This is a genomic window from Zobellella taiwanensis (genome assembly GCF_003012795.1).
Taxonomy (GTDB): Bacteria; Pseudomonadota; Gammaproteobacteria; order Enterobacterales; family Aeromonadaceae; genus Oceanimonas; species Oceanimonas taiwanensis.
This window is the reverse complement of the sequence record NZ_PXYH01000012.1, coordinates 87788-102957: the sequence shown is the minus strand read 5'-3', so window position 1 is coordinate 102957 and position 15170 is coordinate 87788. Positions and strand designations below refer to the sequence as shown.

At 64.7% G+C, this 15170-nt stretch carries 11 protein-coding genes and 1 pseudogene; 6 read left to right on the top strand and 6 right to left on the bottom strand.

Annotated elements, in window-relative coordinates; genetic code table 11:
- Nucleotides 1-139 precede the first annotated feature (139 nt).
- On the bottom strand, nucleotides 140-1351 hold the full coding sequence (lhgO, locus tag C7I36_RS10340; RefSeq protein ID WP_106453640.1) for an L-2-hydroxyglutarate oxidase: 1212 nt from the start codon (nucleotides 1349-1351) through the stop codon (nucleotides 140-142).
- Nucleotides 1352-1460: 109 nt separating this feature from the next.
- A complete protein-coding gene (gene glaH / locus C7I36_RS10335; protein ID WP_106453639.1) occupies nucleotides 1461-2429 on the bottom strand; it encodes a glutarate dioxygenase GlaH in 969 nt (322 codons plus the stop codon).
- Nucleotides 2430-2593: 164 nt separating this feature from the next.
- Here glaH and csiR point away from each other — a divergent pair, with 164 nt between their 5' ends.
- Nucleotides 2594-3283, top strand: coding sequence for a DNA-binding transcriptional regulator CsiR (gene csiR / locus C7I36_RS10330; protein WP_106453638.1), 690 nt, complete (start codon nucleotides 2594-2596; stop codon nucleotides 3281-3283).
- Between the two features lie 414 nt (nucleotides 3284-3697).
- Nucleotides 3698-4594 (top strand): methylenetetrahydrofolate reductase, encoded by an 897-nt coding sequence (gene metF, locus C7I36_RS10325; RefSeq protein ID WP_106453637.1) that lies wholly within the window; start codon nucleotides 3698-3700, stop codon nucleotides 4592-4594.
- A gap of 72 nt (nucleotides 4595-4666) precedes the next feature.
- Here the strand turns inward: metF and C7I36_RS10320 are convergent.
- Nucleotides 4667-6376, bottom strand: a pseudogene (locus tag C7I36_RS10320) (L-lactate permease).
- Between C7I36_RS10320 and C7I36_RS10315 the strand changes: the two are divergent.
- The 3 genes from C7I36_RS10315 to glcF are packed head-to-tail and all read left to right on the top strand — an operon-like array spanning nucleotide 6375 to nucleotide 9765.
- The gene (locus C7I36_RS10315; protein WP_245880090.1) at nucleotides 6375-7481 is read left to right on the top strand and encodes an FAD-linked oxidase C-terminal domain-containing protein; all 1107 of its coding nucleotides are present in this window, start codon (nucleotides 6375-6377) and stop codon (nucleotides 7479-7481) included. The pseudogene C7I36_RS10320 and the gene C7I36_RS10315 overlap by 2 nt on opposite strands.
- Nucleotides 7481-8539: a glycolate oxidase subunit GlcE gene (glcE, locus tag C7I36_RS10310; RefSeq protein ID WP_106453636.1), complete on the top strand. Its 1059-nt coding sequence runs from the start codon at nucleotides 7481-7483 to the stop codon at nucleotides 8537-8539. Before C7I36_RS10315 ends, glcE begins: the two co-directional genes overlap by 1 nt.
- Nucleotides 8540-8550: 11 nt before the next feature.
- Nucleotides 8551-9765: a glycolate oxidase subunit GlcF gene (gene glcF / locus C7I36_RS10305; protein WP_106453635.1), complete on the top strand. Its 1215-nt coding sequence runs from the start codon at nucleotides 8551-8553 to the stop codon at nucleotides 9763-9765.
- 14 nt (nucleotides 9766-9779) lie between these two features.
- On the opposite strand, the gene C7I36_RS10300 is transcribed toward glcF, so the two are convergent.
- Together C7I36_RS10300 and C7I36_RS10295 are read right to left on the bottom strand one after the other, a co-directional pair.
- Nucleotides 9780-12035, bottom strand: a complete 2256-nt coding sequence (locus C7I36_RS10300; protein WP_106453634.1) for a zinc/cadmium/mercury/lead-transporting ATPase — start codon at nucleotides 12033-12035, stop codon at nucleotides 9780-9782.
- Nucleotides 12036-12228: 193 nt separating this feature from the next.
- On the bottom strand, nucleotides 12229-13152 hold the full coding sequence (locus C7I36_RS10295; RefSeq protein WP_106453633.1) for a LysR family transcriptional regulator ArgP: 924 nt from the start codon (nucleotides 13150-13152) through the stop codon (nucleotides 12229-12231).
- Between the two features lie 97 nt (nucleotides 13153-13249).
- On the opposite strand from C7I36_RS10295, the gene C7I36_RS10290 reads away from it, so the two are divergent.
- Nucleotides 13250-13864: a LysE/ArgO family amino acid transporter gene (locus C7I36_RS10290; RefSeq protein ID WP_219899637.1), complete on the top strand. Its 615-nt coding sequence runs from the start codon at nucleotides 13250-13252 to the stop codon at nucleotides 13862-13864.
- Nucleotides 13865-13892: 28 nt separating this feature from the next.
- Here C7I36_RS10290 and C7I36_RS10285 read toward each other — a convergent pair whose 3' ends face one another.
- Nucleotides 13893-15161 (bottom strand): O-acetylhomoserine aminocarboxypropyltransferase/cysteine synthase family protein, encoded by a 1269-nt coding sequence (locus C7I36_RS10285; protein ID WP_106453631.1) that lies wholly within the window; start codon nucleotides 15159-15161, stop codon nucleotides 13893-13895.
- Nucleotides 15162-15170 lie beyond the last annotated feature (9 nt).

The window sequence follows — 15170 nt, the reverse complement described above, 5'->3', positions numbered from 1 at the left end:
GAAGGTCAAAACCGGCATCACTGTCCCCGAGTTCGGGGTAAGTTAATGGCATGAGCCGTATACGTGGCCCGTATGTACGGTTCTGTGAGAGGGATGAGGCGGTAACGCCTCACCCTACTCGATATTTTACACCATGGGCTCAGGCCACGGCGGCGGGCAGTTCCACCTGCTCCCTGACCTTGTCGACGATATAGCCGCCGATGGGAATAGCGGAGGTGGCCGCCGGGGAAGGGGCGTTACAGACGTTGATGGTACGCTTGGTGTTGACGAACAGGAAATCGTCCACCAGCCGGCCATCCTTCGACACCGCCTGGGCACGGATCCCGGCGGGATAGGGCGTCATGTCCTCTACCTTCAGGCTGGGACAGTATTTGCGCACCAGCTCCAGATAACCGGCCTTGTTGAGCGAATTCTTCATTTCCATCAGGCCCGGCTTCAGGTTTTTCATCAATACCTTGAGGATGCCCGGGTAGGTGAACATTTCCAGGGTATCCTTCAGCGAGATATCACTCTTGTTGTAGCCCTCCCGCTTGAACGCCAAGACCGCGTTGGGGCCCACGGTGACGGTGCCGTCGATCATCCGGGTTAAATGCACGCCGAGAAAGGGCATGTTCGGATCCGGGATGGGGTAGATCAGGTGGTTGACTATCTGGTTGTGCTCGGGCTTGAGCAGGTAGTACTCGCCGCGGAAGGGGCAGATCTTGAATTCGGGCTCAATGCCCAGCATGCGTACCACCCGATCGGCCATCAGGCCGGAGCAGGATACCAGGTATTTACCCTGGACTTCGCCCTGGCTGGTCTGTACCACCACCTGGCTGGTCTCTTCCTTAAGCCCTGTCACTTCGGTGTTATAGCGGATTTCTCCACCCAGGCGCTCGAATTCCCGGCCCATGGCCGCGGTCACCTGGGTATAGCTGACAATACCGCTGGAGGGCACGAAAATGCCGCCCATACCGGTGATATTGGGCTCGCGCTCCTTCAGCTCGGCGGCGCTCAACCAATGGCGTTCCAGGCCATTGGCCTCGCTCCTGTCCCACAGGGCCTTCATCCGATCCATTTCCAGCTCGTTGGTCGCGACCAGCAGCTTGCCGCACTCGTCGAAGGGGATGTCGTGCTCGCGGCAGAAGTCCTTGGTGGCACGGTTGCCTTCCAGGCAGAACTTGGCCTTGAGGATGCCCGGGGTGTAGTAGACGCCGGCGTGGATTACGCCGCTGTTGTGGCCGGTCTGGTGCCGTGCCGGGCCCGACTCCTTCTCCAGCAGCAGCATGCTGCTGTCGGGGTAGGTCTTTTTCAGTTGCCAAGCGGTCGACATGCCCACGATGCCGCCGCCGATGATGATGAAATCAAACACTGCTCTGTCCACCTGTAGTTAGAGAGGCAAAAGCCGGAGACGGGCCCCGGCGTAAGTTGCCTTGTTAGTGCACCAAGGTGCCGCCATGGCCGGCACCTTGTCAATCTTGTCAGCCCTGTCTCGGGTTCTTCAGGGTCTTGGCATGGGTGAAGTAACCGCGCTGGCGCATCAGCTCCCGGCGCAGGCCCTCGTGGGCAATGAACTTGTCGCGACCGTGCAGCCAGAAATGGTTGTTGATCAGCAGGAAGGAGCCGGTGGGTACCCGCACCGACAGCTGTTTGGTGCTGGTCTCAATGGCGTCGGACAGTTCCGCCAGCCAGACGCCCTCTTCGTAGTTCTTGGGCTGCACGAACTGGTCGATGTAGGCCATGATGGGCTGGCCGCTGCGATCGGTGTCGAACACGGCGTGATAGACGTCCTTGGTGGTGTTCTTGCTGGGCGGTGCGGCCCAGCGCATCACCCGGCGGGCCATGGGATCGGCGTAGAAGCGCTCCAGGTGTTCCCAGTCGTCCAGGTGCAGCAGCAGGGAGTTGCCGCCTTCCATGTTTTGCTCGTCGATTTTCAGCATCAGCACATAGTCAGTGTCCTGCTCGACGAAGGTACCGTCGTTGTGCAGCTCCATCACCCGGTGGGCCTGGCGCAGGTAGCTGTCGGAGTTGTCCTGGTTCTGCACCACAAAGCGGGCGTAATACTGGCCGCTCATGGCGTCGAAGTTGGAGCGGCCAAACAGGTGGGCCACGGCGGTGGTGAACTTGACCATGTCTTCCGCCTGCTCCACCTGGTTCAGGCCTTCCGGGGTGATCAGCAGGGCGCCGGTGTTGCGGTCGACCAGGGTGTTGATCAGCAGCGGCTGCAGCGCCTGGCCGCACAGATCGTTGAGGACCTGGGCCACGCGAAAACGCAGGAAGGACTTGTATTCCAGCGCCTGGATCGGCCATTCGGCGGTGGCGTCGAGGAAGGACTTGACGGTTTTCTCGTCGAAGCGAAGCTCCAGCAGGCGGTCGGACTGGGCAGACGGCGCCAGGCTGAAGCCCTGGTATTTGTGGTTGACGAAGTCGGCGGTGGCAACGTTGGACATGATGGCTTCCTTTTTATCTCACGTGTGGGTGTCAGAGCGAGTTAATGTCGCTGTATCTATAAAATGTCGACATTTTTGATTTTTGTCAATGAATGGTGCTGATTTTATGATCTCCGTAGCAATTTCGTTATAATCGGCCCACTACATCGATGCAGGAACCGAGCATGAGCAACCCAGAGGCGCCACGCGAGAACCTGGCGCGCACCGCCTACCAGCAATTGAAAGAGGACATCATCCAAAGCCACTTCGGCCCGGGCGAAAAGCTGCTGATGAGCACCCTCAAAAGTCGTTATGGCCTGGGCGTGAGTCCCCTGCGGGAAGCCTTGTCCCAGTTGGTGTCGGAGCGGCTGGTCACCGCCGAGAGCCAGCGCGGCTTCCGGGTCAGCCCCATGTCGGTGGCCGAGCTGAAAGACATCTACGATGCCCGGGCCCAACTGGAAGGCCTGATTGTGGAGCTGGCCATGGCCCGGGGGGACGATCTGTGGGAGGCAGGGGTGGTGGCGGCCCATCATGCCCTGGCCAAGGTGACCCACCTGGACTCGGTGGAAGATCAACTGAACCAGTGGGATGCCCGCCACCAGGCGTTTCACCGGGCGGTGGCTGCCGGCTGTCGTTCACCCCAGTTGCTGGTGGTGCGTCAGACACTGATGGACCAGGCTGCCCGCTATCGCCATCTCTGGCTGAAACGCACCGTATTCAGCGAGCAGGCGCTGGCGGAAAAACAGCGGGAACACCAGGCCTTGCTTGACGCCATACTGGCCCGTAACCCCCAGGCTGCGGCCATGATGCGCGAGCATTTGCACAGCCCCATCTCCATCATCACCCAGGTGCTGGCCGAGCAGGGCGTACGCTGAGCCTTCCGGGATCGGGCGACCGATCCCGCCGCTGTTTTCTCCTTGTTGCCCGGTTTTGGTCATAACTCCCGCCGGCGGGAGTTCCTCTCTTCCATATGTGCTTTTAAGTGCTAACGACTTAGAGTTTGTCACTTTTTTCAAGGAACTCCTTGCCTGCGAAAGTTCAGACGTGTAAATATACAGCCATTCGGACGTCTAAACGTCTTTGTTGCCGATGAGGGCACGGAGAGAATCATGTTTTTGCCACGCAACCCGGGGTTTCCCCCTGTCGGCCATCGCCGACAATTGCAATGTGCTCTTGGGGTGGAGAAGGCTTTTCGGCGGCGAGCCGCTGTTGGGAAGAAATCCGCGCGGCCCGAGCCAGCATCAAGGCATGAATGAATCACGTTAATTATTAGTCATCAGGAGACAATCATGGGTTTTCACAGCGCGCGTCACGTCGAGGCGCTCAACCAGTCGCTGGCCGAACTGAACGGCGATATCAATGTATCTTTCGAGTTCTTTCCGCCCAACAGCGAGCAGATGGAGCAGACCCTGTGGCACTCCATCGAACGGTTGAAAACGCTGGCGCCCAAGTTTGTCTCCGTGACCTACGGCGCCAACTCCGGCACCCGGGATCGTACCCACAAGGTGATCAAGGACATCCAGGACAAGACCGGCCTGGTGGCGGCCCCGCACCTGACCTGCATCGATGCCAGCCGTGACGAGCTGCGCGCCATTGCCCGGGACTACTGGAACAGCGGTATCCGCAAGATAGTCGCACTGCGCGGCGACCTGCCCCAGGGCATGGAAAAGCCGGACATGTACGCCGCCGATCTGGTGGGCCTGCTGAAGGAGGAAGCCGACTTCGATATCTCGGTGGCGGCCTACCCCGAGGTGCACCCGGAGGCCAAGAGTGCCCAGGCCGATCTGCTCAACCTCAAGCGCAAGGTCGAGGCGGGTGCCAACCGGGCCATCACCCAGTTTTTCTTCGATGTTGAGTCCTACCTGAGGTTTCGCGATCGCTGCGTGACCATAGGTATCGACGTGGAAATCGTGCCGGGCATACTGCCGGTGTCCAACTACCAGACCCTGATCAAATTTGCCGGTTTCTCCAACGTCAAGATCCCGGGCTGGATGCACCAGCGCTTTCACGGGCTGGAGGACGATCAGAACACCCGTAACCTGGTAGGCGCCAGCATTGCCATCGATCAGGTCCGGGTGCTGAGCCAGGAAGGGGTGAAGGATTTTCATTTCTACACCCTGAATCGCTCCGAGCTGACCTACGCCATCTGCCATACCCTGGGTGTGCGGCCCCGGATCGCCGGCTGATCCTAACTCCATCAAAATAAAAAGCCCCCGCCGGCCCTGGCCGGAGGGGGCTTTTTGTTGGTTTTTTCGGGCTCAGCCGGCGGTGACCATCAGCGGTTCCGAAGCCCCCAGCAGGTAGATGGCGCCCATGCCGAGCAACCCGAGCACAACCAGGTAGTAGAGGGTCGGCAGTGCCGTTTTACGCAGTGTGGTGTCTTCCCGTCCCAGCAGGCCGACGGTGGCCGAGGCCGCCACCACATTATGGATGGCTACCATGTTGCCGGCGGCAGCGCCCACCGCCTGCAGCGCCACCATCATGGCGGTAGACAGCCCCAGGGCCTGAGCGGTTTCGAACTGGAACTGGGCCAGCATCAGGTTGGACACGGTGTTGGAGCCGGCGATAAAGGCCCCCAGGGCGCCGATCACCCCGCTCACGGCGGGGAAAAGGCCGCCCATCAGCTCGGCGGCAAAGTTGGCGGTCATTACCGGCATGCTGGCGATATCGGCGGCGTTAACTCCGGAATTGATGAAGATGCGTACCATGGGCACGGTAAACAGCAGCACGAAGCCGGCCCCGACCAGCGTTTTGCCGGACTCGCCGATGGCCTTGCCCAGGGGAGTGAGGGAGCGGGACTGGAGCAGGGCTGCAATCAGCGCCACCAGCAGCAGCAGGCCGCCGGGCAGGTAGAGCGGCTGGATGCCGGCACTCACGCCCGCCTCGCCGAGGATGTGGTTGAAGTTGAAGCTCAGGCTGTTGAGCCAGCCCTTGACGGTGTCATTGGTCCGGCTCAATACCAGCAGCGCAGGCAGCAGCACATAGGGGAACCAGGCCAGCGCCAGGCCCATGGGCCGTCCCTTGAGGTTGCCGGTGTCGATCTTGACCGAACCCAGCCATTCGGCGGGCCAGTCCTTTTCTTCCGGAAAATCCCTGTGGCTGGCGGGGATCAAAAACCCTTTGCGCGCCGCCGTCACCACTATCGCCAGTCCGATCAGTCCGCCGATCAGCGAGGGAAATTACGGGCCCAGCAACAGGCCGGTGAGGGCGTAGGGCAGGGTGAAGGCCAGGCCGGCAAACAGGGCGAAGGGCACTATGTCCAGTCCTTCTTTCCAGCTTTTATTGCGGCCGAAAAAGCGGGTCAGCATGACCGTCATCAGTACCGGCATCAGGGTGCCGGTAATGGCGTGGAGCACGGCGACATTGCCGGTAACCAGTTGCAGGTAGGCGGCCCAGTCGGAGCCGGCGCCGGCGCTGGCCAGGCCCGGCGCCATGGCCTGGGTGTCGAGACCACCGGTGACACCCACGACTATGGGGGTGCCGACGGCGCCAAAGGAAACCGGTGTGCTCTGGATCATCATGCCCATCAGCACCGCCGCCAGGGCGGGGAAACCGAGCGCCACCATCAAGGGGGCGGCCACCGCCGCCGGGGTGCCGAAGCCGGAAGCACCTTCGATGAAGGAGCCAAAACACCAGGCGACAATAATGGCCTGTACCCGGCGGTCGGGGGAAATGGCGGTAAAGCCATTGCGGATGGCGGCAATGGCACCGATATGCTTCAGGGTGTTGAGCAGCAAGATGGCGCCGAAAATGATCCACAACAGGGACAACGACATGACGATGCCCTGCAGACTGGAGGCAAGGATACGGGTAGCCGACATGTCCCACACGAACAGGGCGATGACGACGGTCAGCCCGAAGGCTAAGGGCATCGCCTTTTTGGCGGGCCACTGCAGCGCCAGCAGCAGGACGGCCGCCAGCAGTATCGGCGAGAACGCGAGCAAGGCTAACAGGGTGTTGGATATCATGCTTCAATTCCTTTTCAAGATGAGCGCCGGAGCGACGGCGGCGGCGGCCCATGGCCTTTATTACGGGCCGGATCCCTCTTCCCAGGTCGCCTGTACTATAGGCGGCAATGTGGCGGAAAACTCCGGTGGCGTGCACTGCCTCAAGTACGGACTCACCGTGCACAACCTGCTCAAGGTCGAAATCCTGACCGTCGAGGGGGAGCGGCTGATGCTGGGCAGCGACGGTCTGGACTGCCAGGGCCCGGATCTGCTGGCGCTGTTGACCGGCTCGGAAGGGCTGCTGGGGGTGGTCACCGAAGTCACGGTGAAGCTGCTGCCGTTGCCGGAGCGGGCCCAGGTGGTGATGGCCGGTTTCGACAGCGTCCAGCAGGCCGGTGATGCGGTGGGGGCGGTGATCGCCGAGGGCATCATTCCCGCCGGGCTGGAAATGATGGACCGCCACGCCATTGCTGCCGCCGAGGCCTTTGCCGGGGCCGGTTACCCGGTCGGGGCCGAGGCATTGCTGCTGTGCGAGCTGGACGGTACCGCGGAAGAAGTATGGGAGTATATCGAACAAGTGGAAACCATCTTTCGTGACCGGGGGGCTGTCTCGTTGCGGGTGTCCCAGAGCGAAGCGGAGCGCGCCTTGTTGTGGAAGGGGCGCAAGTCGGCCTTTCCCGCCGTGGGCCGGATTTCGCCCGACTACTACTGCATGGACGGCACCATTCCCCGCGGCCAGCTGGCCCATGTGCTGACCGAAATGCAACGGATGTCGGCGCACTACGGCCTGCAGGTGGCCAACGTCTTCCATGCCGGTGACGGCAATTTGCATCCGCTGATCCTGTTCGACGCCAATGTGCCCGGCGAATTCGAGAAAACCGAGGAGTTCGGCGGCAAGATCCTGGAACTGTGCGTGGCGGTGGGCGGTTGCATCACCGGCGAACACGGTGTCGGCATCGAAAAAATCCGCCAGATGGCGGTGCAGTTCAACGAACAGGAGCTGGCCCAGTTCCACGCCATCAAGGCGGCCTTCGATCCGCTCGGCACCCTCAATCCGGGCAAGGGCATCCCCCTGCTCAAGCACTGCCAGGAATACCGCTCGCTGGATCACAAGGAGGTGCACTGATGCAGGATTTGACCTCGCAACTGACCGAACGGGTGCGTCAGGCCCGGGCCGATGGCCACAGGCTGAACCTGGTGGGCGGCAACAGCAAGGCCTTTATGGGCCGCGCCGTCGAAGGTGAGCCGGTGGAACTGGCCGGCCACAGGGGCATTGTCAGTTACCAGCCGGTGGAGCTGGTGCTGACCGCCCGCGCCGGCACTCCGCTGGCCGAGATCGATGCGGCCCTGGCCGAACACGGCCAGATGTTGGCCTGCGAACCGCCGCTGTTCGATGGCCGGGCGACACTGGGGGGAACCCTGGCCTGCCACCTGTCGGGACCGGGCCGGCCCTGGTGTGGTTCCATCCGGGATCAGGTGCTGGGGCTCAAGCTTATCAATGGCCGGGGAGAGCTGCTGCGCTTCGGCGGCCAGGTGATGAAAAACGTGGCCGGCTACGACGTGTCCCGGCTGCAGGCCGGCGCCATGGGCACCCTGGGGATCATGACCGAGGTGAGCCTCAAGGTCATGCCCAGGCCCGCTCTCAGCCTCACCCTGGTGCGCGAGCTGGGTGCGGCTGAGGCCATCGCCGAGATGAACCGCCTGGCGGGGCAGCCCCGGCCACTCACCGCCGCCTGCTGGCTCGATAACCGGCTTTACCTGCGCCTGTCCGGCGCCGCCGGCGCGGTGCAGGGCACGGCCCGCCAGTGGCCGGGCGAGGTGCTGGAGCAAGGCGATGACTTCTGGCGTGACTTGCGTGAGCAGCGGCTTGCTTTCTTCGCCGGAGACGAGCCCCTGTGGCGTTTTTCGGTGCGATCCACCGCCGCTCATGCCCTGCCCGAGGCGGCCTGGCTGCTGGACTGGGGTGGCAGCCAGCGTTGGCTCAGGGGCGATTTCGATCAGGCCGGGCTGGAAGCCCTGGCCGAGGTGGCGGGCGGCCAGGTGGCCCTTTACCGGGGCGGTGACCGCAGCGGCGAGGTGCTGCACCGGCTGCCGGCCCCCATGCAGGCCCTACAGCGCCGGCTCAAGGCGGCGCTGGATCCGGACGGCCTGTTTAATCCGGGCCGGCTTTACCGCTGGCTGTAAAGGACGACATCATGCGAACCCACATTCATGTGAAATATCAAAACCACCCCGAGATCCAGGAAGCCGAGTCGATTCTGCGCAGCTGCGTACACTGCGGCTTCTGTACCGCCACCTGCCCCACCTATCAGGAACTGGGGGATGAGCGGGACGGCCCGCGCGGGCGCATTTACCTGATCAAGCAACTGCTGGAAAGCGGGGAGGTCAGCGACAAGTCCCGCACCCACCTGGACCGTTGCCTGAGCTGTCGCAGCTGCGAAACCACCTGTCCCTCCGGGGTGCAATACGGCCGCCTGGCCGAGATTGGTCGCGGCATGGTGGAAGAGCAGCTGGCAAGACCCGCCGGGCAACGGCTGCTGCGCTGGCTGCTGCGCAAGGTGCTGCCTTATCCGTCCCGGTTCGGCGCGCTGTTGGCCCTGGGCCGGTTCGCCCGGCCATTGTTGCCGGCGTCCCTGGCGACCAAGGTGCCGCCTTCCCGGTCCGTCCGGTCCTGGCCGGCGCGGCGCCACCGGCGCACCATGCTGGTGCTGGCCGGTTGCGCCCAGGCCAGCGCCACCCCCAATACCAATGTGGCCGCGGCGCGGGTGCTGGACCGGCTCGGCATCAGCCTGTTCGCCGCGCCCGAGGCCGGCTGTTGCGGCGCGGTCAGCTACCACCTGTCCGCCCATGAGGAAGGGCTGGGGTTTATGCGGCGCAATATCGATGCCTGGTGGCCCCATATCGAGGCCGGGGCCGAGGCCATAGTGATCAGCGCCTCCGGTTGCGGCGCCATGGTGCGGGAATACGGCGACAAGCTCAGGGAAGACCCCGCCTATGCCCACAAGGCGAAGCGGGTGAGCGAACTGGCACGGGATCTGAGCGAGGTGCTGGAGGGGGAAGATCTGTCCCTGCTGGATCTGGCCGGCCGGGGCCGCAAGACGGCGGTGCATTGCCCCTGCACCCTGCAGCATGCACTCAAGCTGGGCGGGCGGGTCGAAACGATACTGCTAAACGCCGGTGTGGAACTGACGCCGGTCAGGGACGGCCACCTGTGCTGTGGTTCGGCGGGCACCTACTCGGTGTTGCAACCCGAACTCAGCCAGCGGTTGCTGACCAACAAACTGGCGGTGCTGACCGAAGGAAACCCGGAGCAGATCGTCACCGCCAACGTTGGCTGCCAGCTGCACCTGGCCAGTCGGGCTGAGGTGCCGGTGAAGCACTGGATAGAGCTGCTTGAGCCCGAGGACTGAGCCCGGAGCTGGGCTCAGCCGCCCCGGAACCTCAGCAGCCGCAGGGCGTTGAGGGTGACCAGGGCGGTGGCGCCGGTATCGGCCAGCACCGCCAGCCAGAGTCCGGTGAGACCGGTCAGGCTGGTGACCAGGAAGATGGCCTTGAGCCCCAGCGCCAGGGTGACGTTCTGGCGGATGTTGGCGTGGGTGGCGCGGGACAGGCGGATGGCGTCCGCCAGCCCGGTCAGCCGGTTGTGGCTGAGGGCGACGTCGGCGTTGTCCAGCGCCACGTCGGTGCCCTGGCCCATGGCGATGCCCACGCTGGCCCGGCGCAGGGCCGGCGCGTCGTTGATGCCGTCTCCCACCATGGCGAGGCTGTGGGTCCGGCCGAGCCGCTCCACTTCCGCCAGCTTGTCCTCGGGCCTGAGCCCGGCCCGGTAGCCGATACCGAGCTGGCCGGCGATGCGCGCCGCCGCCTGGTCGTGATCCCCGGTCAGCATCAGGCAGTCGATATTCAGGGCCTTGAGGGTGGCGATGCCGTCTTCGGCATCGTCCCGCAGCCGGTCGTTCAGGGCGAACAGGGCCAGCACGCTTTGTCCCAGCGCCAGTACCACCAGGGTATGGCCGCCGGCTCGCAGCCGCGCCAGATCCCGGTGCTGTTCCTGGGTAAGCCAGGCGTCCGGCAGGTGGGCGGGGCTGCACAGCAGCATCGCCTGGCCTTGCCAGCGGCCTTCCATGCCGGCCCCGGCCAGGGTGCGTTTGTCGTCGACGCTGGCGGGCGCCAGTCCCCGCTCTTCGGCGGCGGCCACCAAGGCCCTGGCCAGAGGATGGTGGGAGCCCGCCTCCAGGCCGGCGGCCAGGGCCAGGGCCTGGCGGTGTTCCGCGGGCGGATAGGCCTTCAGTTCGCTCAGGGCCGGCCTGCCCTGGGTCAGGGTGCCGGTCTTGTCGAAAGCCAGGGTATCAATCCGGCCGAGTTGCTCCAGGGCGGCGCCGCCCTTGATCAGCACCCCCAGCCGGGTGGCGGCGGCCAGGGCCGAGGTGACCGCCGCCGGTGTGCTGATCACCAGGGCGCAGGGGCAGCCGATCAGCAGCAGCGCCAGGCCCCGGTAGATCCAGGTCTGCCAGTCGGCGCCAAACGCCAGGGGCGGCAGCAGTATCACCAGCAGGGCGGCCAGCATCATGGCCGGGGTATACCAGCGGCTGAAACGCTCGATAAAGCGGGCGATGGGCGCCCGGTTGGCGTCGGCCTGCTCCATCAGGTGCAGGATGCGATCCACGGTGTTGTCGCCCGGTTCGGAGGTCACCCGCAATTGCACCGGCACGTCCACCACCAGGCTGCCGGCGGCCAGCCGTTCGCCCTCCTTGCGCTCCACCGGCAGCGACTCGCCGGTGACGGCGCTCTCGTCGAAGGCGGCGAGCGGGGTCAGCAGCTCGCCGTCCGCCGGCAGCCGCCCGCCCGGGTGCACCTCGATGCGATCCCCCGGCACCAGTTCGGCGGCACCCACTTCCACCGGGCCATCGGCGGTGAGCCGCCGGGCCTGTTCCGGCACCAGGGCCATCAGCGCCTTGACGCCCTTGCGGGCCCGGCTGGCGGCCAGGCTTTCCAGCTTTTCTCCCACCATAAACAGCAGCAGCACCATGGCCGCTTCGGCGGTCTCGCCGAGGAAGAGGGCGCCGGTGGCGGCCACCGTCATCAGGGTCTCGATGGAGAAGGGGGAGCCGCTGCGGGCCAGGCGCCAGGCCTGGCGGGCGATGGGCACCAGCCCCCAGAGGGTGGCCAGGGTAAAGAGCGCCTGGCCCAGGGGGGGAGACAACAGGCCGGACAGGGCCGCGGCCAGCATCAGCGCCAGCAGGGTCAGGATGTCCAGCTGGCTGCGCCACCAGGGCGTCGGGGCCGGGAGGGGGGCGCGGGGCGCCGTCAGGGGGGTAAAGCCGGCGGCGATGATGGCCTGCTCCACCTCGGCGGGGTTGCCCGGCGGAGCGAGCCGCACCAGCAGGCGCTCGGTGGCAAAGCGCACCTCGGCGCTCTGTACCCCGGGCAGGCGGCGCACCGCGGTTTCAATCTTGGCGGCGCAGCTGGGGCAGTCCATGCCGGCGATGCGCCAGTGGTGGCGACTGCCCCGCCTGTCGTCCTCCTCGTCGGATGGCGGTCCGTCCGGCCCTTGTGCCGTCTCGGCGGCGGTCGGGACCGCGCCGCAGGGGGCCGGTTCGCTACGGGGGGCGCAGCCCGCATGGTGGCGATGTCCGGCGGCATGTTCCTTGGAATGATGGTGGTGACAGCAGTGTCCCATGGTGATCTCCTGATGGTGGCGCAGTTGTCGTCATACCATTCGTTGCCGGAGGGGCTGGCTGCTGCCTAAACCAACCGTCGATGGCATGGACGCCATCGCCGAGCATACAGGGCGACACTTTTTGCTGCGTGTTAGTGTGGCGGCAGTCAGGCTTGCTCGCACCCAACTGATGGTATTGGACTCTACCCGGAGTTTAGACCCTGGAGTCACCTCCAGAGTCAATAGTCGGCAGTACGGTGCGGGCATGCTCGATCAGCCGGCGCGACAGCAGCTTGTGCACTCCCCGTTCCAGCAGCCAGCGGTGCCAGTACAGGGGCTGGATCAGGTGGCCTTGGGGATGCAATTCGATCAACCGGCCTGCCGCCAGATCCTCGCTGATCATCAGCCGGGGGATCAGGCAGTAGGCGGCACCGGCCCGGGCGATGGCCACGAAGGCCTCGGAAGAGCGCACCGCGTGGCAGGGGTAACTGCCGGGGGGCAGGCCGAAGTGGCGCGTTATGTAGCGCTCGTGCATGTCGTCCCTCTGGTCGAAGGCCACCGCCGGCGCCCGGCGCAGGGTGTCCTGGGTCAGGCCGTCGGCAAAGTAGCGCGCCCGGAAGCCGGGGGTGGCCACCAGCAGGTAGTCCATCTGGCCCAGGGGATCGCAGCGGCAGCCGGGCAGGGGCTCGGCGTTGATGCTGATGGCGCCGAAGGCCTCGCCGTTCCTGAGCCGGTCCAGGGTGCGGGACTCGTCCTCGATCAGCAGGTTGAGCTCGATGGGGTGGCTGTGCAGCAGCGGGGTGAGCGCCGGGATCAGCCAGGTGGCCAGGCTGTCGGCGTTGGTGGCGATGGTCACGCCCAGGGGTTTTTGCGGCGCGTCCGGCAGCAGATCCGCCATCACGGCGCTTTCCAGTTGGCTGACCTGACGGTAGTGGGCCAGCAGCCGCTGGCCCGCTTCGGTAGGGCGGGGCGGCTGGCCGCGCACCAGCAGGGGCTGGGCCAGGCGCTGCTCCAGCTGCTTGATGCGCTGGGACACCGCCGACTGGGTCAGGTGCAGCTGGCGCGCGGCACCCTCGAAGCTTTGTTCGCTCACCACCTGGTCGAGGGCGGCCAGCAGCTTATAGTCCAGTTCGTTCATTAAAATTTCTTATTAACCTCAATTTTTATTAGTTTTACTTAATTCTAGGGGCGCTCTAGTCTGGCCGCCAGTCGAGAAAGCGAAACGGAGCGAGATCATGTACTGGTTACCCTGGATACAAGGCTTCACCCTGGGGGCGGGGCTTATTATTCCCATCGGCGCGCAGAACGCCTTCGTGCTCAATCAGGGCATACGGCGCCAGCACCACCTGCTGGTGGCGGCCATCTGCGGCCTGTTCGACGTGCTGCTGATAACCCTGGGCGTGTTCGGCGGCGGTGCCGCCCTGCAGGCCCACGGCTTGCTGTACTGGGGCATCAGCCTGGCGGGCATGACCTTTTTGCTGCTCTACGGTGCCCATTGCTGGCGCCGGGTGTTCCGCCACGGGCAGGCGCTGGCGCTGGATGGCCGGGAACGGGGACTGAAGGCGGTGATTATCGGGGTGCTGGCGGTGACCCTGCTCAATCCCCAGGTCTATATCGAGACGGTGATGATACTGGGCTCGGTGGGCGGGGGCTTCGCCGAGGAGCACAAGTGGGCCTTTGCCCTGGGCTGCATCAGCGCCTCGCTGATCTGGTTCTTCACCCTGGCGCTGGCGGCGGCGCGGATGAGCACCTGGCTCGGCCGGCCTGTGGTGCAAAAGGTGATGGACGCCACCATCGGCACCCTGATGTGGCTGCTGGCCGGCAAGCTGGCGCTGGGGTTGATGGCATAAAAGGAGGCGCCGGAGCGCCTCCGCCGGATCAGTCCTCGAGGGCCTGGGCGAGATCTGCGATGATGTCGTCGATATGCTCTATGCCGATGGACAGCCGGATCATTTCCGGTTTGACCCCGGCCTGGGCCTGTTCGGCGGCGGTCATCTGGCGGTGGGTGGTGGAGGCCGGATGGCAGGCCAGGGACTTGGCGTCGCCGATGTTCACCAGCCGCTTGATAAGCCGGAGCGCATCGTAGAAGCGCACACCGGCGTCGTAACCGCCCTTCAGGCCAAATGACAGTATTGCGGAGGGCTTGCCCTTCATAAACTGCTGGGCGCGCTGGTAATCCGGGTGATCTTCCAGGCCGGCGTAGTTGACCCAGTCTACCGCCGGGTGGGCCTTGAGGTATTCGGCCACCTTGAAGGTGTTGTCCACATGGCGCTCCATGCGCAGGGACAGGGTCTCCAGCCCCTGCAGCAGCAGAAAGGCGTTGAGTGGTGCCAGGGCGCTGCCGGTGTTGCGCAGGGGCACGGTGCGGGCCCGGGCAATAAAGGCGGCGGGACCAAAGGCCTCGTTGTAGATCACACCGTGGTAGGCGGCCTCGGGGTTGCTGAACTGGGGAAAGCGTTCCTTGTGTTCGGCCCAGGGGAACTTGCCGCTGTCGACGATAATGCCGCCCAGGGAGTTGCCGTGGCCGCCGATGTACTTGGTGAGCGAGTGCACCACTATGTCGGCGCCAAACTCGATGGGCTTGCACAGCACCGGAGTGGCCACGGTGTTGTCCACCACCAGAGGTACGCCCTCGGCATGGGCCACGTCGGCCAGGCCTTTAATGTCGGCCACGTTGCCCGCCGGGTTGCCGATGCTCTCGCAGTATACCGCCTTGGTGTTGTCATCGATGAGTTTGGCGATGGCGGCGGGGCTGGCATCCTCGGCGAAGCGCACCTCGATGCCGAGGCTCGGCAGCATATGGGCGAACAGGGTGTAGGTGCCGCCGTAGAGCTGGGGGGTGGTGACGATGTTGTCGCCGTTTTTAGCCAGGGTGAGCAGGGCGTAGTGAATGGCGGCGCTGCCTGCCGACACCACCAGGCCGGCGATGCCGCCTTCCAGGGCCGCCACCCGTTGCTCCAGCACGTCGTTGGTGGGGTTCATGATGCGGGTATAGATGTTGCCCGGCACCTCCAGGTTGAACAGGTCGGCGCCGTGCTGGGCGCTGTCGAACTCGTAGGCCACGGTCTGGTAGATGGGAGTGGCCACTGCCTTGGTGGTGGGGTCCGTGCTGTAGCCGTGGTGGATGGCCATGGTTTCGTCTTTCATGAGGTCCTT